The 19,141-nt window shown below is 42.3% G+C and carries 21 protein-coding genes, 1 pseudogene and 1 other annotated feature; of the genes and pseudogenes, 17 read left to right on the top strand and 5 right to left on the bottom strand.

Going from position 1 to position 19,141, the window contains the following annotated elements:
• A partial coding sequence (locus tag D8803_RS09385; protein WP_131200916.1) for a hypothetical protein occupies nucleotides 1–1,271 on the top strand: 1,271 nt, incomplete at its 5' end.
• 212 nt (nucleotides 1,272–1,483) lie between these two features.
• Here the strand turns inward: D8803_RS09385 and yidA are convergent.
• The gene (yidA, locus tag D8803_RS09380; protein WP_131200915.1) at nucleotides 1,484–2,290 is read right to left on the bottom strand and encodes a sugar-phosphatase; all 807 of its coding nucleotides are present in this window, start codon (nucleotides 2,288–2,290) and stop codon (nucleotides 1,484–1,486) included.
• A 9-nt stretch (nucleotides 2,291–2,299) separates the two neighbouring features.
• Nucleotides 2,300–3,607 carry an HD domain-containing protein gene (locus D8803_RS09375; RefSeq protein WP_125448225.1) on the bottom strand — a complete coding sequence of 436 codons (1,308 nt, stop codon included), beginning with the start codon at nucleotides 3,605–3,607 and terminating at the stop codon, nucleotides 2,300–2,302.
• Nucleotides 3,608–3,678: 71 nt separating this feature from the next.
• Here D8803_RS09375 and D8803_RS09370 point away from each other — a divergent pair, with 71 nt between their 5' ends.
• Nucleotides 3,679–4,056 (top strand): DUF1934 domain-containing protein, encoded by a 378-nt coding sequence (locus tag D8803_RS09370; RefSeq protein WP_125448226.1) that lies wholly within the window; start codon nucleotides 3,679–3,681, stop codon nucleotides 4,054–4,056.
• Between the two features lie 24 nt (nucleotides 4,057–4,080).
• On the opposite strand, the gene D8803_RS09365 is transcribed toward D8803_RS09370, so the two are convergent.
• Both D8803_RS09365 and D8803_RS09360 read right to left on the bottom strand, forming a co-directional pair.
• Nucleotides 4,081–5,163 (bottom strand): DEAD/DEAH box helicase, encoded by a 1,083-nt coding sequence (locus D8803_RS09365; protein ID WP_131200914.1) that lies wholly within the window; start codon nucleotides 5,161–5,163, stop codon nucleotides 4,081–4,083.
• Nucleotides 5,160–6,137, bottom strand: a complete 978-nt coding sequence (locus tag D8803_RS09360) for a Gfo/Idh/MocA family protein (protein ID WP_131200913.1) — start codon at nucleotides 6,135–6,137, stop codon at nucleotides 5,160–5,162. Before D8803_RS09360 ends, D8803_RS09365 begins: the two co-directional genes overlap by 4 nt.
• 155 nt (nucleotides 6,138–6,292) lie before the next feature.
• On the opposite strand from D8803_RS09360, the gene D8803_RS09355 reads away from it, so the two are divergent.
• The 4 genes from D8803_RS09355 (at nucleotide 6,293) to rpmA (ending at nucleotide 8,182) form a co-directional block, all read left to right on the top strand.
• A complete protein-coding gene (locus D8803_RS09355) occupies nucleotides 6,293–6,979 on the top strand; it encodes a YoaK family protein (protein WP_061416600.1) in 687 nt (228 codons plus the stop codon).
• A 64-nt stretch (nucleotides 6,980–7,043) separates the two neighbouring features.
• Nucleotides 7,044–7,163, top strand: a sequence feature (ribosomal protein L21 leader region).
• Nucleotides 7,164–7,197: 34 nt separating this feature from the next.
• Nucleotides 7,198–7,512, top strand: a complete 315-nt coding sequence (rplU, locus tag D8803_RS09345) for a 50S ribosomal protein L21 (RefSeq protein ID WP_000109141.1) — start codon at nucleotides 7,198–7,200, stop codon at nucleotides 7,510–7,512.
• 15 nt (nucleotides 7,513–7,527) lie between these two features.
• Nucleotides 7,528–7,872, top strand: coding sequence for a ribosomal-processing cysteine protease Prp (locus D8803_RS09340; protein ID WP_000613705.1), 345 nt, complete (start codon nucleotides 7,528–7,530; stop codon nucleotides 7,870–7,872).
• A 16-nt stretch (nucleotides 7,873–7,888) separates the two neighbouring features.
• Entirely contained in the window at nucleotides 7,889–8,182 is a 294-nt protein-coding gene (gene rpmA, locus D8803_RS09335; RefSeq protein ID WP_000916509.1) for a 50S ribosomal protein L27, read from the top strand.
• 165 nt (nucleotides 8,183–8,347) lie between these two features.
• Here the strand turns inward: rpmA and D8803_RS09880 are convergent.
• Nucleotides 8,348–8,419, bottom strand: a pseudogene (locus tag D8803_RS09880) (AraC family transcriptional regulator); the annotation flags it as partial.
• On the opposite strand from D8803_RS09880, the gene D8803_RS09330 reads away from it, so the two are divergent.
• The 11 genes from D8803_RS09330 to D8803_RS09745 all read left to right on the top strand — a co-directional run bounded on the left by D8803_RS09330 (nucleotide 8,412) and on the right by D8803_RS09745 (nucleotide 17,714).
• On the top strand, nucleotides 8,412–9,320 hold the full coding sequence (locus D8803_RS09330) for a LysR family transcriptional regulator (protein WP_131200912.1): 909 nt from the start codon (nucleotides 8,412–8,414) through the stop codon (nucleotides 9,318–9,320). The pseudogene D8803_RS09880 and the gene D8803_RS09330 sit on opposite strands and share 8 nt — an antisense overlap.
• Nucleotides 9,317–9,784 (top strand): signal peptidase II, encoded by a 468-nt coding sequence (lspA, locus tag D8803_RS09325; RefSeq protein WP_131200911.1) that lies wholly within the window; start codon nucleotides 9,317–9,319, stop codon nucleotides 9,782–9,784. The genes D8803_RS09330 and lspA overlap by 4 nt, the downstream gene beginning before the upstream one ends.
• A complete protein-coding gene (locus tag D8803_RS09320) occupies nucleotides 9,768–10,667 on the top strand; it encodes an RluA family pseudouridine synthase (RefSeq protein WP_131200910.1) in 900 nt (299 codons plus the stop codon). The genes lspA and D8803_RS09320 overlap by 17 nt, the downstream gene beginning before the upstream one ends.
• Before the next feature lie 100 nt (nucleotides 10,668–10,767).
• Entirely contained in the window at nucleotides 10,768–11,877 is a 1,110-nt protein-coding gene (proB, locus tag D8803_RS09315; RefSeq protein WP_223805128.1) for a glutamate 5-kinase, read from the top strand.
• A 9-nt stretch (nucleotides 11,878–11,886) separates the two neighbouring features.
• Nucleotides 11,887–13,149, top strand: coding sequence for a glutamate-5-semialdehyde dehydrogenase (locus D8803_RS09310; protein ID WP_131200908.1), 1,263 nt, complete (start codon nucleotides 11,887–11,889; stop codon nucleotides 13,147–13,149).
• A gap of 3 nt (nucleotides 13,150–13,152) precedes the next feature.
• Entirely contained in the window at nucleotides 13,153–13,950 is a 798-nt protein-coding gene (gene proC, locus D8803_RS09305) for a pyrroline-5-carboxylate reductase (protein WP_131200907.1), read from the top strand.
• Between the two features lie 113 nt (nucleotides 13,951–14,063).
• The gene (tmk, locus tag D8803_RS09300; RefSeq protein WP_131200906.1) at nucleotides 14,064–14,702 is read left to right on the top strand and encodes a dTMP kinase; all 639 of its coding nucleotides are present in this window, start codon (nucleotides 14,064–14,066) and stop codon (nucleotides 14,700–14,702) included.
• Nucleotides 14,699–15,589, top strand: coding sequence for a DNA polymerase III subunit delta' (locus D8803_RS09295; RefSeq protein ID WP_131200905.1), 891 nt, complete (start codon nucleotides 14,699–14,701; stop codon nucleotides 15,587–15,589). Before tmk ends, D8803_RS09295 begins: the two co-directional genes overlap by 4 nt.
• Nucleotides 15,590–15,628: 39 nt before the next feature.
• Nucleotides 15,629–15,946: a DNA replication initiation control protein YabA gene (gene yabA, locus D8803_RS09290; RefSeq protein ID WP_000358229.1), complete on the top strand. Its 318-nt coding sequence runs from the start codon at nucleotides 15,629–15,631 to the stop codon at nucleotides 15,944–15,946.
• Between the two features lie 2 nt (nucleotides 15,947–15,948).
• Entirely contained in the window at nucleotides 15,949–16,821 is an 873-nt protein-coding gene (gene rsmI, locus D8803_RS09285) for a 16S rRNA (cytidine(1402)-2'-O)-methyltransferase (RefSeq protein ID WP_131200904.1), read from the top strand.
• 380 nt (nucleotides 16,822–17,201) lie between these two features.
• Entirely contained in the window at nucleotides 17,202–17,714 is a 513-nt protein-coding gene (locus tag D8803_RS09745; RefSeq protein WP_190316821.1) for a KxYKxGKxW signal peptide domain-containing protein, read from the top strand.
• The last annotated feature ends 1,427 nt before the right edge of the window (nucleotides 17,715–19,141 follow it).

Below are 19,141 nucleotides of genomic sequence, written 5' to 3'. Positions count from 1 at the left end.
TAAATACTGATGGTATCTCAGTTGAAGATATCTCTGACGATAATAATCTTAAATTCTATTTTTATGGACAAGGAAAAGGAGAGATATTTAACTATCAGAAAGAACACGATCTCTTCATTTATTATAAAGATCCTTTAACTGGTATTGAAATACCACTTGAAAATACAATAAAGGTTGTCGAAACTTACGAGGAAACTGATTTAATTATTACAATTGGAGATTTTACTTTTCAAGATGTAAAAAGACATCGATTCCCTGATGGGAGTGTACAACTACATTTTGGTGAATGCTTTAAAATGTCCTTTGATGTAAATAAAAAAATATTTAAATTTAATTATACAAGGTCTAATATGCTCTCAAAAGCCATGGAGTGTACGGAGGTACTTCAAGAGCTAGGAAGAGTAGGATATTTCAATCTCAATGGAAATAAAATAGAACTAGATAATCAGTCAATATCGGATATTACTTCACGGAATTTAGATAGCGATATAAAGGATTTGAGACAGATTTCTAACTTCTTGGAAAATATGGGTGTACAAAAGGATCTTGATCTAAACTACTTTGATAAACAATCTCAAAAAAATCTAAATATCCTTAATTCAGGTCTTGTTCTAAAGAAGAAGGTTGCCTTAGATTATAATGAATCTAAATTACTTCATCTAAGAATTGCTAATATCCATATTATTGCCTTATATAATTTTACAATAGATAAGAACGGAACTATGATTGATATCTTTACTGAAATTCCCTGGTGTAGGAGAGGTGAGGGTAAAGATTCTTCAGATATTTCAATTTTTGAAGTTTTTGAACCTAACGATTGGCTAAAAATAGATAATTGTAATTTTGATTCGGTTATTGCCTCATATCAAAGATTAGTTGATAATGACTTGAAATTTGAAGATGCTAATAACACTATTATAAAAATAGTTATTGCTGCTGACATGGCAGAAGATGTTTCTAGAAGAGAGTTATTGCTTAATTGGGCACAATGTCTTTCTAATTGGAACTTAAAATACTCCCAAAATAGTGAGATAGCTATAATAAATGACCTTCAAATAAAATCTAGAGTTCGTAAATTAAACAGCAAAGAAATGGAGATTCTAAGCAATATTTTAGTAAATAGTAATGATAACTATGAACTTTGTTTCGGTTCATCAGTGTTATTAAAATCGAAACCGCAAGCTGATTTGTTTTGGAATAAACTGGATAACGAGACAAAAGAAAGATATAAAGACTTTCCTATTTATACTTTGTATATGAAATTATCGTAAAATTAAAAGAGATTATAAAGAGATAAAATATGGAAATAAAGAGGGTGATTTATTATAATTCAGTACCACAATTAAGGAAGCAATACCTATTTTTGCACTCTCAAGATTTAAGTAACTGTAAAACTGCAATTTAATTTATTGATTTACCCTCATTGTGATATGTTCATACTAAAAACCGCTCTGCTGAGCGGTTTTCGTCTATTCTTACCTTTTTACAGTACCCACGTACGGATAGCATGGGCAACGCCGGATTCGTCATTAGACTTGGTGATGTATTTGGCGATTTTTTTGAGTTCTGGATTTCCATTTTCCATAACAACGGGGTTACCAACGACTTCCAGCATGGCACGGTCATTTTCTTCGTCCCCGATAGCCATGGTTTCATCTTTGGTCAATCCGAGTTTTTCAGCTAAGTGAGTGATGGCTGAACCCTTGTCTACATTCTTTTTAAGGAGTTCAAGGTAGAAAGGAGCAGATTTATTGATAGAGTAGCGTTCGTAAAATTCTGCTGGGATTTTTTCAATCGCAGCATCGAGAATTTCTGGTTCATCGATAAACATACATTTGACAATTTCCTTGCCAGCCATTTCTTCAGGAGTACGGTAGAAAATGGGCATGTTGACGAGGGTTGATTCATGCACCGTGTATTTTCCGATATTGCGATTGGCAGTATAGATACCGTCCTTGGTAATAGCGTGCATGTGGACACCGAGCTTGCGACTGAGAAATTCCATATCCAGATAATCCTCATAGGTCAAGGATTCGCTGATAATCTCATGACCAGTAGCAGTCTCTTGGACAAGGGCACCGTTGAAGGTTACCACATAGTCACCATCGTCTCTCAATTGCAAGTCATCCAGAAGTTTGGCAACACCTGCGATAGGGCGACCAGTTGCAATGACGACTTTGACACCAGCTTGTTTGGCGTCTTGAATGGCAGAAAAGACTTCAGAAGTGATTTCCTTTTTACTGTTAACTAGGGTACCGTCGATATCGACAGCGATTAGTTTAATACTCATATATTTCCTCTATTCGTTCTTATTTGGGGTAAAATGATCGTTCTCAATCAAGTGTAAAAATTGCTGGGTGATACTTGCGAAGATGCTGTTTTGATCTAACATTTCTTTCGGGAAATAGAAACGATTATCTCCGTGGCGACTGCCAGCAAGGGATTGAACGATAGGAGACAGGCTAGAGAGTTCTGCCAGATCTCCATTTTTCTGTAGAATCTCAATCTGTGTCCGTGGATTTTCAGATTCGGGACGATAGATATCATAAGGAAGGTCAAAGTTCTTATGAATGGCTGTGTAGTAGTCGGGATCAAATCCGATGTCTTCAACCAGTTGTCTCATGGTTGCGAGTCGGTCTTGATCTTCTTGAGAAAAAGTAATGGATTTGAAGACCTTACGGTTGACAAAGCGCTGCGACAAGTCTGCGAGAATCTTGTCAGGACTGGTCATCCAGAGTTGGAAGTAGGTATTCATCACGCCATCATCAAGAGCCAGATAGTCAGATAGGGTAACTCTCTTTTCAAAAAAAGGTAACAAATGTGGGGAAGTTCGTGCAAAGAAGTCCTTGTCTTCAGGAAAGAGTTCCTTGGCGCGTTTGAGGAGATTCTGTAGGAGAACTTCCATGGCGCGTGTTGCTGGGTGAAAATAAACCTGCATATACATCTGGTAGCGACTGAGAACATAGTCTTCAATGGCATGCATGCCATTGCGTTGAAAGGCGATACCATTTTCGATAGGACGAATCACTCGGAGAATTCGAGTCAGGTCAAATTCTCCGTAAGATGCTCCTGTAAAATAAGAGTCACGCAAGAGATAGTCCATGCGATCCGCATCAATCTGGCTAGAAATGAGTTGCACGACCTGCTTGTTAGGATAGGTGTGGTCAATGACACTGGCCACCTTTTCTGGAAAATCTGGCGCTACTTGAAGCAGGACTTGGTGAATCTCTGTTTCAGGGCTTTGGATGATTTCCTGAGTAATGGCCTCATGATCTGTATCAAAGAGATGTTCAAAAGTATGGGAGTAGGCACCATGCCCAAGGTCATGTAGGAGAGCAGCAGTCATAGTCAAGAGAGACTCAGCAGGATCCCATTCTTCAGGATATTTTTCTTCAAAAATCTCCGTGATACGTCGTGCAATCTCATAAACCCCCAAACAGTGGGAGAAGCGGCTGTGCTCCCCACCATGGAAGGTATAACTGGAAGTTCCTAGTTGCTTGATACGGCGCAGACGTTGAAATTCTTTTGTATTGATCAAGTCATAGATGACCTGATTGTTTACATGGATATAGTTGTGAACTGGGTCACGGAATACTTTTTCGTTCATATGACCATTATAGCAAAATCCTGCTCTTTTTGGTAAAATAGTAGAACAAGAGAGAAGAAAGAGGATTTGATGTGAAGATTCGGATGCGAAATAGGATTCAGCTTGATGAACAGTTGGAAGTCATCGACCAACTCTATGACGTGGAAGTGCGTGAAAAAGGGGATTATAGCTATTTACTCTTTTATAATGAGGAAAAGGAAAAAGTGGTTCTCAAGTTTCATCAAGAAGAACTAGTGATGACTCGTTTCTCGAGTCCCAAAACCATCATGCGTTTTCTAAAGGATAGTGATAGTTTGGCCTATATTCCTACTCCAATGGGGATGCAGGAGTTTATCATTCAAACGAGTCACTACAAACTGGATGGGCAAAAGATTGAGCTCGCCTATCAACTGCAAAATCAAGAGGGGCACCCCTTTGCCAGCTATCAATTAGAAATTACTTGGGGATAAGAAAAAGGTTGGCAAGAGCCAACCTTATTTGATAAAGAGTTCTTGATTTTTTAGGACAATTTCACGAACACTTGCGAATTTCTTGAGTTTTTTAAGTTCTTCAGGATGGGTTACGAGAGTGATAACATAGCCCTCTTTTCCCATGCGACCTGTACGGCCAGCACGGTGAGTGTAAGTTTCCATGTCTCTAGGAATATCAAAGTTTACGACACATTCTAGGCTATCGATATCAATCCCACGTGCCAAAAGGTCTGTTGCAAGGAGCAGGGTTAGCTGCTTGTCCTTAAACTTTTCTAAGATGACTTTTCGAAATTTAACATTGACATCGCTAGCGAGGGAAACAGCCAAGATATCGCGATACTGTAGTTTTTCCTCCGCACTTCCAAGATCTGACAAGCTGTTAAAGAAGACCAGGCCACGGAAATCCTCTACATGAGCTAGTTTTCGTAGCATATCCACTCGGTGACGTTGGTCTACCTGCATGTAGAAATGTTGGATGTTGTCCAGTTTTTGATCAGAGAGGTCAATGGTGCGCGTGTTTGGAGCAATCTTTTCTTGGTCAAACTTGGTCGTCGCACTCATGTAGATGAGTTGGTGGTCACGAGGTGCGTAGTGGGTGATTTTTTCGACAAAGTGAATCTGAGAATCATCGAGCAATTGGTCAAATTCATCCAGAATGATGGTTTCCACATTCATCGTCTTGATTTTTTTCAATTTAATCAACTCAAAGATACGGCCGGGAGTTCCAATCAGAATTTCTGGTCCTTTTTTTAGGCGTTCAATCTGGCGTTTCTGACTGGAACCTGATAAGAAGAGCTGAGCAGTCAAACCGATGGCTTCTGCCCACGTTTTACACACGTCAAAAATCTGTCCAGCCAGTTCTGTATTTGGTGCTAGAATCAAGAGTTGTTGGGCTTTTTTCTTTTGTAGTCTTAGAAGACTTGGCAAGAGGTAAGCTAGCGTCTTACCAGTTCCTGTTGGGCTCACTCCCAGGAGGTTTTCTCCAGCAAGAATGGGCTCAAATAGTTGAGTTTGAATGGGGGTGAATTCTTGGAAACCGAGTTGAACGCTCAGTTCCTGCCATTCAGTCGGTAGTTTGGTTTTCATTTTTCTGCCTCAAATCTAATGCCAGCAGTCTGGCGCATGGTATATAATAGGTCATGAACAGAACCTGTATCATCCAGCCGGTTCTGGTAAAGTGTCTGATCTGGTTGCTGGATCATGTGTGCAAATGCAGCTGCTTCCTCAGTCATTGTATGAGGAGCCTGTTGGATAGGAAGTTGGACTTGATTTCCTTGGTGGTCGGTAAAAATAGCTGAGCGGACATGTTCAATCGTGTTAAGGGTCAAGGTTCCATCTGCTGTGTAAATCTCACAAGGAAGATTGGAAGTGATGTTTTTCCCAGCCTTGATATGAACTTGAAAGTTAGGGTAGAAGAGGATACCGTCTCCATTTAGGTCAATGCTATTGTCAAGCTGTTGGGCTTGGTAGGTTGCTTCCTGAGCCTTTCCAAAAAGACGAACGGCAGCATAGATGGGATAAATCCCCAAGTCCATAAGGGCTCCACCAGCAAAACGATCTGAAAAGACATTTGGCGTCTGCCCAGCCAACAAGTCCGGCATCTTGGATGAATATTTGGCATAGTTGAAATCAGCTCCCAATACTTGCTTGTCTGTCAAAAAAATCTTGATAGTAGTAAAAGCTTCCTCGTGGTAATTACGAGCTGCCTCAAAGATAAAACAGTGATTTTTCTCAGCCGTTTGCCTTAAATCTAGCCATTCTTGTGGCTGAGTGACAGCTGGCTTTTCAAGAATGACGTGCTTACCAGCAGACAAGGCAGCCTTGGCTTGAACAAAATGCAAGGAGTTTGGACTGGCGATATAGACCACATCAAAGGAAGACTTAAAGAAGTCTTCTAATTGATCAAAGAGTTGGATATCCTGATACTGAGAAGCAAAGGTTGCAGCAGTTTCTAGCTTTCTAGAGTAGACTGCGACCAGCTGGTATTCTCCGCTAGCATGGGCTGCTTCTATGAAATGGTGGCTGATAGCACCTGTTCCGATGACACCTAATTTAAACATAGATACTCCTTTTCCGATTTTAAAACCTTCCTTCATTATAACATAGAAAAGAAGGACTATCCAACAGATGGTAAAAATTTTCAAATGGACTACGCATTTCTTGGAGAAAGTGGTACAATATTTAGATAAGTAGATGAAATGAGAAGGGGGAGAAAATGAGATTATTACCAATAAGAAAAATATCACGTCAGTCTAAAAGGCTAGCGCTTTTTTTAACCTTTTGTGCAGGATATGTAGATGCTTATACCTTTATCGTTCGAGGGAATACCCTAGTAGCAGGACAGACTGGGAATGTGGTTTTTCTTTCTGTAGGACTCATTCAGCAGAATGTCTCGGATGCCAGTGCTAAAGTAATGACCTTGTTGTCCTTTATGATGGGTGTCTTTTTTCTGACATTGTATAAGGAAAAACTTCGAATTGTTAAAAAACCGATTTTATCCTTGATTCCACTTGCAGTCCTGTCCCTAATTATTGGCTTTGTTCCCTTATCAGTAGACAATATCTACCTAGTCCCACCTTTAGCCTTTTGTATGGGACTGGTGACAACAGCCTTTGGAGAAGTGTCAGGTATTGCCTATAATAATGCTTTTATGACAGGGAATATCAAACGAACCATGTTAGCTTTTGGGGATTATTTTCGGACCAAGCATACGCCTTTCCTACGAGAGGGATTGATTTTTGTTAGCTTGCTTAGCAGTTTTGTCTTTGGAGTTGTTTTTTCAGCCTATTTGACGATTTACTATCAGGAGAAGACAATTTTAGGTGTTCCCCTGATGATGAGCATCTTTTACATCAGCATGCTTTTTGCTTCTTGGAGGAAAAAAGGGAAAGAAAAAGCTTAAATTTGATTTATTTTACTTGTAAGAAAAAAGAAGATATGCTATACTTGAAGAGTTGACTATGCACAATCCTGTGCAACCGCACGAACATCGTTGCTCGTCGTATACTAAATTTAAACTTTGTTATACTTAGAGCTCTTCTTTTAAGTGGTTCGTCCCACGATGCTAGGCGAGTCTTCACAAAAATACGGGGAAACCCTAAAAATCATAGGAGGTGCATAATGAGCACATACGCAATTATCAAAACTGGCGGAAAACAAGTTAAAGTTGAAGTTGGTCAAGCAGTTTACGTTGAAAAATTGAACGTTGAAGCTGGTCAAGAAGTTACTTTTAACGAAGTTGTTCTTGTTGGTGGTGAAAACACTGTTGTCGGAACTCCACTTGTTGCTGGAGCTACTGTAGTTGGAACTGTTGAAAAACAAGGAAAACAAAAGAAAGTTGTTACTTACAAGTACAAACCTAAAAAAGGTAGCCACCGTAAACAAGGTCACCGTCAACCATATACAAAAGTTGTCATCAACGCGATCAACGCTTAATTTTAAGGAGAACACATGATACAAGCAGTCTTTGAGAGAGCCGAAGATGGCGAGCTGAGGAGTGCGGAAATTACTGGACACGCCGAAAGTGGCGAATACGGCTTAGATGTCGTGTGTGCATCGGTTTCTACGCTTGCCATTAACTTTGTCAATTCCATTGAGAAATTTGCAGGCTATGAACCAATCTTAGAATTAAACGAAGATGAAGGTGGCTATCTAAAGGTTGAAATACCAGCGGATCTTCCTTCACACCAGAGAGAAATGACGCAGTTATTCTTCGAATCATTTTTCTTAGGTATGGCAAACTTATCGGAGAACTCTTCTGAGTTCGTCCAAACCAGAGTTATCACAGAAAACTAACACGGAGGAAAACATTATGTTAAAAATGACTCTTAACAACTTGCAACTTTTCGCCCACAAAAAAGGTGGAGGTTCTACATCAAACGGACGTGATTCACAAGCGAAACGTCTTGGAGCTAAAGCAGCTGACGGACAAACTGTAACAGGTGGATCAATCCTTTACCGTCAACGTGGTACACACATCTATCCAGGTGTAAACGTTGGACGTGGTGGAGACGATACTTTGTTCGCTAAAGTTGAAGGCGTAGTACGCTTTGAACGTAAAGGACGCGATAAAAAGCAGGTTTCTGTTTACCCAATCGCAAAATAAAAAGGTCCAGTGAACCTTTTTATCCCGAGCCTTGAATGAAAAGGCGAGGAAGCTAGAAGTAGCATTAAATAAGGCTTTCCGAGTTTTTCGGAGAGCCTATTTTTTTGTTTTGGTACCCATAATTCTTTGTTACTAGTGTAGATGAATTTTACGAGTGACATTATTTTTCCTAGGTGGAAAACTTCTAAAATATGGTATAATGAACAGATAGAGAAGTAGGGGGTAAAAGATGAACATTCAACAATTACGCTATGTTGTGGCCATTGCCAATAGTGGTACTTTCCGTGAAGCTGCTGAAAAGATGTATGTTAGTCAGCCGAGTCTGTCTATTTCTGTACGCGATTTGGAAAAAGAGTTAGGCTTTAAAATTTTCCGTCGGACGAGTTCAGGAACGTTTTTGACACGTCGCGGTATGGAATTTTATGAGAAAGCGCAAGAATTGGTCAAAGGCTTTGATGTTTTTCAAAATCAGTATGCTAATCCTGAGGAAGAAAAGGATGAATTTTCCATTGCCAGCCAGCACTATGACTTCTTGCCACCAACCATTACGGCCTTTTCAGAACGTTATCCTGATTATAAGAACTTTCGTATTTTTGAGTCTACTACAGTTCAAATCTTAGACGAAGTGACCCAAGGGCATAGTGAGATTGGGATTATCTACCTCAACAATCAAAATAAAAAGGGCATCATGCAACGGGTTGAAAAGCTTGGTTTAGAAGTTATTGAACTAATCCCTTTCCAGACTCACATCTATCTGCGTGAAGGACATCCCTTGGCGGAAAAAGAAGAACTAGTCATGGAGGATTTAGCTGATCTACCAACAGTTCGTTTCACTCAGGAAAAGGACGAGTACCTTTACTATTCAGAGAATTTTGTCGATACCAGTGCTAGCTCGCAGATGTTTAATGTGACGGACCGTGCTACTTTGAATGGTATTTTAGAGCGGACGGACGCCTATGCGACTGGATCTGGATTTTTAGATAGTGACAGTGTTAATGGGATTACAGTCATTCGTCTCAAGGATAATCTAGATAACCGCATGGTCTATGTCAAACGTGAGGAAGTCGAGCTTAGTCAAGCTGGGACACTCTTCGTTGAGGTTATGCAAGAATATTTTGATCAAAAGAGGAAATCATGAAAAAAAGAGGAATAGTGGCAGTCGTTGTACTGCTTTTGATTGGGTTGGATCAGTTGGTCAAAAATTATGTTGTCCAACAGATTCCACTGGGTGAAGTGCGTTCGTGGATCCCCAATCTTGTTAGTTTGACCTACCTGCAAAATAGAGGAGCAGCCTTCTCCATGCTGCAAGACCAGCAGTGGTTATTTGCCATCATTACCTTGGTTGTCATGGCGGGTGCTATTTGGTATCTACATAAGCACATGGAGGACTCTGTTTGGCTGGTCTTTGGACTGACTCTGATAATCGCGGGAGGTCTAGGCAACTTTATCGACAGAATGAGTCAAGGTTTTGTGGTGGATATGTTCCACCTAGACTTTATCAACTTTGCGATTTTCAATGTGGCTGACAGCTATTTGACGGTTGGTGTGATCGTTTTATTGATTGCAATGCTTAAAGAGGAAGTAAATGGAAATAAAAATTGAAACTGGTGGGCAACGTTTAGACAAGGCTCTGTCAGATTTGACAGAATTGTCACGCAGTCTCGCTAATGAACAAATCAAGGCTGGGCAAGTTTTTGTTAATGGGCAAGCCAAGAAAGCAAAATACACTGTCCAAGAGGGGGATATCGTCACCTACCATGTGCCAGAACCAGAGGTTTTAGAGTATGTAGCTGAGGATATTCCACTCGAAATCATTTACCAAGATGAGGATGTGGCCGTTGTTAACAAACCTCAGGGAATGGTAGTTCATCCCAGCGCCGGTCATACTAGCGGAACCTTGGTCAATGCCCTCATGTACCATATCAAGGACCTGTCAGGTATCAATGGGATTCTCCGCCCAGGAATCGTTCACCGCATTGACAAGGACACGTCTGGTCTCCTTATGATTGCTAAGAATGATGAGGCCCACTTGGCACTTGCCCAAGAGCTCAAGGACAAAAAGTCTCTACGCAAATACTGGGCGATTGTTCACGGCAATCTGCCAAATGATCGTGGTGTGATTGAAGCGCCGATTGGTCGGAGCGAAAAAGACCGTAAGAAACAGGCTGTGACTGCTAAGGGCAAACCAGCAGTGACCCGTTTTCAAGTCTTGGAACGCTTTGGCGATTATAGTTTGTTAGAGTTGCAACTGGAAACAGGGCGCACCCACCAAATTCGTGTTCACATGGCTTATATCGGTCATCCAGTCGCTGGTGATGAGGTTTATGGTCCACGCAAAACCTTGAAAGGACATGGACAATTTCTCCATGCTAAAACTCTAGGTTTTACTCATCCGAGAACAGGTGAAACCTTGGTGTTCACAGCAGATATTCCAGAGATTTTTAAAGAAACTCTGGAAAGATTGCGTAAAACTGAGAATAGATAAAAGAGTTGAGATGCCTGTCTCAACCTTTTTTATTTCAAGTCTTTTCTATTTTAAAGCATTCATGTTATAATGGATAAATATGAAGAATCGGAGTGAGAATATGAACTACAAACGAATCGTCTTTAAGGTGGGGACTTCGTCCTTGACAAATGAAGACGGAAGTTTATCAAGAAGTAAAGTAAAGACAATTACCCAACAATTAGCTATGTTGCATGAAGCTGGGCATGAGTTGATTTTGGTTTCATCTGGGGCAGTAGCGGCTGGTTTTGGAGCTTTGGGCTTTAAAAAACGTCCGACCAAGATTGCTGATAAGCAGGCTTCGGCTGCAGTAGGCCAAGGTTTGCTCCTAGAAGAGTACACAACCAACCTCCTCATGCGTCAAATCGTTTCCGCGCAAATTTTGCTGACACAGGATGATTTTGTAGATAAACGTCGCTATAAGAATGCCCATCAGGCCTTGTCTGTATTGCTTCATCGTGGTGCAATTCCCATCATCAATGAAAATGACAGTGTCGTTATTGATGAGCTCAAGGTTGGGGACAATGATACTCTGAGTGCTCAGGTAGCGGCTATGGTTCAAGCAGACCTTTTGGTTCTCTTGACGGATGTGGACGGTCTCTATACTGGAAATCCCAACTCAGATCCAAGAGCTAAACGTCTTGAGAAAATCGAGACTATCAATCGTGAGATTATTGATATGGCTGGTGGAGCAGGTTCGTCAAACGGAACTGGGGGCATGCTAACAAAAATCAAAGCTGCAACTATTGCAACGGAATCAGGTGTGCCAGTCTATATCTGCTCCTCCTTGAAATCAGATGCCTTGATTGAGGCAGCGGAGGAGACTGAGGATGGTTCTTACTTTGTTGCGCAAGAGAAGGGACTTCGTACTCAGAAACAATGGCTGGCCTTCTATGCTCAAAGTCAGGGAACGATTTGGGTAGATGGTGGAGCTGCAGAAGCACTTTCAAAAAACGGAAAAAGTCTCCTTTTATCAGGCGTGGTAGAAGTGGAAGGAAACTTCTCTTACCACGATATTGTCACAGTAGCAGATAAAGAAACAGGTCAATCTCTTGGAAAGGGACGTGTCCAATTTGGCGTCTCAGCCCTAGAAGATATGCTCCGTTCTCAAAAAGCTAAGGGAGTCTTGATTCACCGTGATGACTGGATTTCCATCACTCCTGAAATCCAGCTCCTTTTTACAGAATTTTAGAGGTGAACGATGGTAAGGACACAAGAACAATTTGAACAGGTACAGGCTGTTAAAAAGTCAATCAACACTGCTAGTGAAACAGTGAAAAACCAAGCCTTGCTAGCTATGGGTGATCACTTATTGGCAGCTACTGAGGAGATTTTAGCGGCCAATGCCCTCGATATGGCAGCGGCCAAAGGTAAAATCTCAGATGTTATGCTAGACCGTCTTTATTTGGATGCGGGACGTATAGAAGCGATGGCAACTGGGATTCGTGAAGTGGTTGCTTTACCAGATCCTATTGGTGAAGTCCTAGAAACAAGTCAGCTTGAAAATGGCTTGGTTATCACTAAGAAGCGTGTGGCCATGGGGGTTATTGGTATTATCTACGAAAGCCGTCCAAATGTGACGTCTGACGCGGCGGCTTTGGCTCTCAAGAGTGGCAATGCGGTCGTTCTTCGTAGTGGTAAGGACGCCTACCAAACAGCTCATGCTATTGTCACAGCCTTAAAGAAGGGCTTGGAGACGACTACTATTCATCCTGATGTGATTCAACTGGTGGAAGACACTAGCCGTGAAAGTAGCTATGCTATGATGAAGGCTAAGGGCTATTTAGATCTTCTCATTCCTCGTGGAGGGGCTGGTTTGATCAATGCCGTGGTTGAAAATGCTATCGTGCCTGTTATCGAGACAGGAACTGGGATTGTCCATGTCTATGTGGATAAGGATGCAGATGAAGACAAGGCTCTATCGATCATCAACAATGCTAAAACCAGTCGTCCTTCTGTCTGCAATGCCATGGAGGTCTTGCTGGTTCATGAAGACAAGGCAACAAGCTTCCTTCCTCGCTTGGAGCAAGTGCTGGTTGCAGATCGAAAAGAAGCTGGACTGGAACCAATTCAATTCCGTCTGGATAGCAAAGCAAGTCAGTTTGTTTCAGGTCGAGCAGCCGAGGTCCAAGACTTTGATACCGAGTTTTTAGACTATGTCCTAGCGGTTAAGGTTGTGAGTAGTTTAGAAGAAGCGGTTGCGCATATTGAAGCCCACAGCACCCATCATTCGGATGCCATTGTGACGGAAAATGCTGAAGCTGCAGCTTACTTTACAGATCAAGTAGACTCTGCAGCAGTTTATGTTAATGCCTCAACTCGTTTCACCGATGGTGGCCAATTTGGTCTGGGGTGTGAAATGGGGATTTCTACTCAAAAACTGCACGCGCGTGGTCCAATGGGTTTAAAAGAATTGACTAGCTACAAGTATGTGGTTACTGGTGACGGACAGATAAGGGAGTAAAAGATGAAGATTGGATTTATCGGTTTGGGGAATATGGGTTCTAGCTTGGGCAAGGCTGTCTTGCAGGCCAAGACGGGGGCTCAGATTCTCCTTGCCAATCGTAGTCAAGCGAAAGTAGATGCTTTCATTGCCAACTTTGGTGGTCAGGCTTCCAGTAATGAAGAAATTTTTGCAGAAGCAGATGTGATTTTTCTAGGAGTAAAGCCTGCTCAGTTTTCTGAACTGCTTTCTCAATACCAGACTATCCTTGAAAAGCGAGAGAGTCTTCTTTTGATTTCCATGGCAGCTGGATTGACTTTGGACAAACTAGCAAGTCTTCTGCCAAGTCAACACCGGATTATTCGCATCATGCCCAATACTCCAGTGGCTATCGGCCAAGGAGTGATTAGTTACGCTTTATCAGAAAATTGTCGTGCTGAGGACAGTGAGCTCTTTTGTCAGCTGTTAGCCAAGGCAGGTCTCTTGGTTGAACTTGGGGATGGCTTAATTGATGCTGCGACAGGTCTTGCAGGTTGTGGACCAGCCTTTGTCTACCTTTTTATTGAGGCTTTAGCAGATGCGGGTGTGCAGACAGGATTGCCCCGAGAAATGGCTTTGAAAATGGCAGCCCAAACAGTAGTCGGCGCTGGACAAATGGTTCTCGAAAGCCAGCAACATCCTGGAGTTTTGAAAGACCAAGTTTGCAGCCCAGGAGGTTCGACTATTGCTGGTGTAGCAAGTCTGGAAGAACATGCCTTTAGAGGTACCGTCATGGACGCAGTTCAGCAAGCTTATAAACGAACACAAGAATTAGGTAAATAAGAGGTGGCTTTGACTGCCTCTTTTATGGTGCATGGAATAAGAAGACAAAAAGATTGTCACAAACCCCTATTTTTTTGATAGAATAGAGGTAGTAAAAAAGAAATGAGTTAGACATGTCAAAAGGATTTTTAGTCTCTCTTGAGGGACCAGAGGGAGCAGGAAAGACCAGTGTTTTAGAGGCTCTGCTCCCAATTTTAGAGGAAACAGGAGTAGAAGTGTTGACGACCCGTGAGCCAGGCGGGGTCTTGATTGGGGAGAAGATTCGGGAAGTGATTTTGGACCCAAGTCATACTCAGATGGATCCTAAAACGGAACTCCTTCTCTATATCGCCAGTCGCAGACAGCATTTGGTGGAAAAAGTTCTGCCTGCACTCGAAGCTGGTAAGTTGGTCATTATGGACCGCTTCATTGATAGTTCCGTTGCTTATCAAGGATTTGGTCGTGACTTGGATATTGATGCCATTGATTGGCTCAATCACTTTGCGACAGATGGCCTCAAACCCGATTTGACACTTTATTTTGACATTGAGGTGGAAGAGGGGCTGGCTCGCATTGCTGCCAATAGTGATCGCGAGGTCAATCGTTTGGACTTGGAAGGTTTGGACTTGCACGAAAAAGTCCGTCAAGGTTACCTTTCTCTTCTGGAAAAAGAAGGAAATCGCATTGTCAAGATTGATGCCAGTCTTCCTTTGGAGCAAGTTGTGGATGCTACCAAGGCTGTCTTGTTTGATAGAATGGGATTGACAAGATGAAACAAGCAGAGCTTAAGGCCTGGCAACCAGACCAGTTTGACCGCTTTGTCCGTATTCTAGAGCAGGGCCAGCTCAATCATGCCTATCTCTTTTCGGGTTTCTTTGGAAGCTTGGAAATGGCACAGTTTTTGGCTAAGAGCCTCTTTTGTACGGATAAAGTAGGCGTTCTACCATGTGAGAAATGCCGAAACTGCAAGTTGATTGAGCAGGAAGAATTTCCCGATGTTACTTTAATCAAGCCAGTCAATCAGGTCATCAAGACAGAACGCATTCGGGAATTGGTGGGCCAGTTTTCTCAAGCAGGAATTGAAAGTCAGCAACAGGTTTTTATTATCGAGCAGGCGGAGAAAATGCACCCCAACGCAGCCAATTCTCTGCTCAAGGTCATCGAAGAACCCCAGAGTGAAGTTTACATTTTCTTCTTGACCAGCGATGAGGAAAAGATATTACCGACTATCCGTAGTCGGACCCAAATTTTTCACTTTAAAAAGCAGGAAGAAAAGCTCATCTTGCTCTTAGAACAAATGGGACTTGTTAAGAAAAAAGCGGCTCTTTTAGCCCAGTTTAGTCAATCGCGAGCTGAAGCAGAAAAGTTGGCAAATCAGGCAAGCTTTTGGACCTTGGTCGATGAGAGCGAACGCCTGCTGACCTGGTTATTAGCTAAGAAAAAAGAAAGTTATCTGCAAGTTGCTAAATTAGCCAACTTGGCGGATGACAAGGAAAAACAAGATCAGGTTTTACGGATTTTTGAAGTTCTCTGTGGGCAGGACCTTCTGCAAGCAAGAGTACGGATGATTCTACAAGATTTGTTAGAAGCTAGAAAAATGTGGCAAGCCAATGTCAGCTTTCAAAATGCCATGGAATATCTGGTTTTGAAAGAAATGTAAATTCAAAAATGAACGATAAAGAAAGGAAAGGGCTGTTTTATGGACAAAAAAGAATTATTTGACGCGCTGGATGATTTTTCCCAACAGTTATTGGTGACCTTGGCCGATGTGGAAGCCATCAAGAAAAATCTCAAGAGCCTGGTAGAGGAAAATACAGCTCTTCGCTTGGAAAATAGTAAGTTGCGCGAACGCTTAGGCGAGGTGGAAGCAGATACACCCGTTAAGGCCAAGCATGTTCGTGAAAGTGTCCGCCGAATCTATAAAGACGGGTTTCACGTATGTAATGATTTTTATGGACAGCGCCGAGAGCAGGACGAGGAATGTATGTTCTGTGATGAGTTGTTATATAGGGAGTAAGCATGCAGATTCAAAAAAGTTTTAAGGGACAATCTCCCTATGGCAAGCTTTACCTAGTGGCAACGCCGATTGGAAATCTAGACGATATGACCTTTCGTGCCATTCAGACCTTGAAAGAAGTGGACTGGATTGCAGCTGAGGACACGCGCAATACAGGACTTTTGCTCAAGCATTTTGACATTTCCACCAAGCAGATCAGTTTTCACGAGCACAATGCCAAGGAAAAAATTCCTGATTTGATTGGTTTCTTGAAAGCAGGGCAAAGTATTGCTCAGGTATCCGATGCGGGTCTGCCTAGTATCTCGGATCCTGGTCATGATTTGGTCAAGGCAGCTATTGAGGAAGATATTGCAGTAGTGACAGTTCCAGGTGCTTCTGCAGGGATTTCTGCCTTAATTGCCAGTGGCCTAGCACCACAGCCACATATCTTTTACGGTTTCTTACCGAGAAAATCAGGCCAGCAAAAACAATTTTTCGACTTGAAAAAAGATTATCCTGAAACTCAGATTTTCTATGAATCGCCCCATCGTGTGGCAGATACGCTAGAAAATATGCTAGCAGTTTACGGTGACCGCTTGATAGTCTTGGTTAGAGAATTGACCAAAATCTATGAAGAATACCAACGAGGAAAGATCTCTGAATTGCTGGAAAGCATCGCTGAAACGCCACTCAAGGGCGAATGCCTTCTCATCGTCGAAGGTGCCAGTCAAGATGTGGAAGACAAGGACGAGGAGGACTTGTTTTCAGAAATCCAAGCACGCATCCAACAAGGCATGAAGAAAAATCAATCCATTAAGGAAGTTGCGAAACTCTACCAGTGGAATAAAAGCCAGCTCTACGCTGCCTACCACGACTGGGAAGAAAATCAATCTTAACGATAGGGAAATGAGTCCAGTTTTAATCAATTCTGAGACCTCAGTTTAAGAAAAAATCAGTATTTATAAAGAACAGTGTAATCCTTTTACACTGCTTTTCTATTGCAGAAATAAATTTGCTATATTGAAATCGAAAATCTTGAAAAGAAGCTTCAAATTTGATAGAATTGAGGCTGGTATATACTGGAGCAAAACATATATAAAAGTGCATCTCTTTTATGCCAATTAACCATCGAATTTTATCAAAAAACTCTTGAAAAGCCATTAACTGACTAGGCTTGATGCTTGTATTTCCGTGAAATTCTTACTTAAGTATCACGCTTTGTTAATGATCATGAGGTTAACAAAGAGTGGAATTTTTAAAAAAGGAAAGGAATAGAATGTTTCGAAGTAAAAAATTTAACAAAGATTTCGAGATCGTAGATGAGAAAAAGCGCTATAAGCTTTACAAATCGGGGAAAAACTGGGTAAAAGCCTCGAATTCCCAACTGGATCTCTTCCGTATCGGTGGGATGGGAGAAGTTGTCTCGACTAGCCTATCTGACACTGAAGAACTTGACCACGCTCACTTGAATGCCAACACGCTTGCAGGTATAGGGGCCATCTTAGCCGCCGGGGCCGCAGGTTTTGTTGTAACTCAAGAGCAAACTGTATATGCAGATGAGACATCTGAGTACAAGGAAACTGGTAAGGCAGTCATCGCAACTGAGCCCCAAGCTGATGCGACAACTGAAGCCAGCAATAACTCTATCATTGCCCAAGCACAAGCGCAAGCAACAGTGCATCAACATCTGACTCAGCAAGCAAGTCTGCCTCAGAATCAGCAAGTACAAGCGCAAGCAACAGTGCCTCAGCGTCAACAAGCGCATCTGTATCAGATTCAACAAGCGTAAGCAACAGCATTTCTGCTTCAATCAGTGCATCAGAATCAACAAGCACAAGTGCAAGCAACAGTGCTTCAGCATCTGACTCAGCAAGCAAATCTGCTTCAGAATCAGCAAGCACAAGTGCAAGCAACAGTGCATCAGCATCAACAAGCGCATCAGTATCTGGTTCAACAAGCGTAAGCAATAGCATTTCTGCTTCAATCAGTGCTTCAGAATCAGCAAGTACAAGTGCAAGCAACAGTGCATCAACATCTGACTCAGCAAGCAAGTCTGCCTCAGAATCAGCAAGCACAAGTGCAAGCAACAGTGCATCAGCATCAACAAGCGCATCTGTATCTGATTCAACAAGCGTAAGCAATAGCATTTCTGCTTCAATCAGTGCTTCAGAATCAGCAAGCACAAGCGCAAGCAACAGTGCATCAGCATCAACAAGCGCATCAGTATCTGATTCAACAAGCGCAAGCAACAGTGCATCAACATCTGACTCAGCAAGCAAGTCTGCGTCTGACTCAGCAAGCACAAGCGACAGCAACAGNATCTCTGCTTCAATCAGNGCTTCTAACTCAGCAAGCACAAGCGNAAGCAACAGTGAATCAGCTTCAACCAGCGCATCTGTATCAGATTCAACAAGCGACAGCAACAGCATCTCTGCTTCAATCAGCGCTTCTAACTCAGAAAGTACAAGCGCAAGCACAAGTGCTTCAACATCTGACTCAGCAAGCAAGTCTGCTTCAGAATCAGTAAGCACAAGCGCAAGCAACAGTGCTTCAGCATCAACCAGCGCATCTGTATCAGATTCAACAAGCTTGAGCAACAGCATCTCTGCTTCAATCAGTGCATCTGAATCAGCAAGCACAAGTGCTTCAACATCTGACTCAGCAAGCAAGTCTGCGTCTGAATCAGCAAGCACAAGCGTAAGCAACAGCGCCTCAGCATCAACAAGCGCCTCAGTATCTGATTCAACAAGCTTGAGCAACAGCATTTCTGCTTCAATCAGTGCTTCTAACTCAGCAAGCACAAGTGCATCAACATCTGACTCAGCAAGCAAGTCTACATCAGAATCAGCAAGCACAAGCGCAAGCAACAGTGCATCAACATCTGACTCAGCAAGCAAGTCTGCCTCAGAATCAGCAAGTACAAGCGCAAGCAACAGTGCCTCAGCGTCAACAAGCGCATCTGTATCAGATTCAACAAGCGTAAGCAACAGCATTTCTGCTTCAATCAGTGCATCAGAATCAACAAGCACAAGTGCAAGCAACAGTGCTTCAGCATCTGACTCAGCAAGCAAGTCTGCTTCAGAATCAGTAAGCACAAGCGCAAGCAACAGTGCTTCAGCATCAACCAGCGCATCTGTATCAGATTCAACAAGCTTGAGCAACAGCATCTCTGCTTCAATCAGTGCATCTGAATCAGCAAGCACAAGTGCTTCAACA

The sequence above is a fragment of the Streptococcus oralis genome (genome assembly GCF_003943385.1).
Taxonomy (GTDB): domain Bacteria; phylum Bacillota; class Bacilli; order Lactobacillales; family Streptococcaceae; genus Streptococcus; species Streptococcus oralis_CA.
Note: the sequence above shows the minus strand (reverse complement) of the source record. Positions and strands in the feature narration are given on the sequence as shown.

Coding starts and splice junctions, on each gene's coding strand:
- yidA (WP_131200915.1), bottom strand. CDS start 2,290: ATGAGTATTAAACTAATCGCTGTCGATATCGACGGTACCCTAGTTAAC.
- D8803_RS09375 (WP_125448225.1), bottom strand. CDS start 3,607: ATGAACGAAAAAGTATTCCGTGACCCAGTTCACAACTATATCCATGTA.
- D8803_RS09365 (WP_131200914.1), bottom strand. CDS start 5,163: ATGAAAACCAAACTACCGACTGAATGGCAGGAACTGAGCGTTCAACTC.
- D8803_RS09360 (WP_131200913.1), bottom strand. CDS start 6,137: ATGTTTAAATTAGGTGTCATCGGAACAGGTGCTATCAGCCACCATTTC.
- D8803_RS09355 (WP_061416600.1), top strand. CDS start 6,293: ATGAGATTATTACCAATAAGAAAAATATCACGTCAGTCTAAAAGGCTA.
- rplU (WP_000109141.1), top strand. CDS start 7,198: ATGAGCACATACGCAATTATCAAAACTGGCGGAAAACAAGTTAAAGTT.
- D8803_RS09340 (WP_000613705.1), top strand. CDS start 7,528: ATGATACAAGCAGTCTTTGAGAGAGCCGAAGATGGCGAGCTGAGGAGT.
- rpmA (WP_000916509.1), top strand. CDS start 7,889: ATGTTAAAAATGACTCTTAACAACTTGCAACTTTTCGCCCACAAAAAA.
- D8803_RS09330 (WP_131200912.1), top strand. CDS start 8,412: ATGAACATTCAACAATTACGCTATGTTGTGGCCATTGCCAATAGTGGT.
- lspA (WP_131200911.1), top strand. CDS start 9,317: ATGAAAAAAAGAGGAATAGTGGCAGTCGTTGTACTGCTTTTGATTGGG.
- D8803_RS09320 (WP_131200910.1), top strand. CDS start 9,768: ATGGAAATAAAAATTGAAACTGGTGGGCAACGTTTAGACAAGGCTCTG.
- proB (WP_223805128.1), top strand. CDS start 10,768: ATGAACTACAAACGAATCGTCTTTAAGGTGGGGACTTCGTCCTTGACA.
- D8803_RS09310 (WP_131200908.1), top strand. CDS start 11,887: ATGGTAAGGACACAAGAACAATTTGAACAGGTACAGGCTGTTAAAAAG.
- proC (WP_131200907.1), top strand. CDS start 13,153: ATGAAGATTGGATTTATCGGTTTGGGGAATATGGGTTCTAGCTTGGGC.
- tmk (WP_131200906.1), top strand. CDS start 14,064: ATGTCAAAAGGATTTTTAGTCTCTCTTGAGGGACCAGAGGGAGCAGGA.
- D8803_RS09295 (WP_131200905.1), top strand. CDS start 14,699: ATGAAACAAGCAGAGCTTAAGGCCTGGCAACCAGACCAGTTTGACCGC.
- yabA (WP_000358229.1), top strand. CDS start 15,629: ATGGACAAAAAAGAATTATTTGACGCGCTGGATGATTTTTCCCAACAG.
- rsmI (WP_131200904.1), top strand. CDS start 15,949: ATGCAGATTCAAAAAAGTTTTAAGGGACAATCTCCCTATGGCAAGCTT.
- D8803_RS09745 (WP_190316821.1), top strand. CDS start 17,202: ATGTTTCGAAGTAAAAAATTTAACAAAGATTTCGAGATCGTAGATGAG.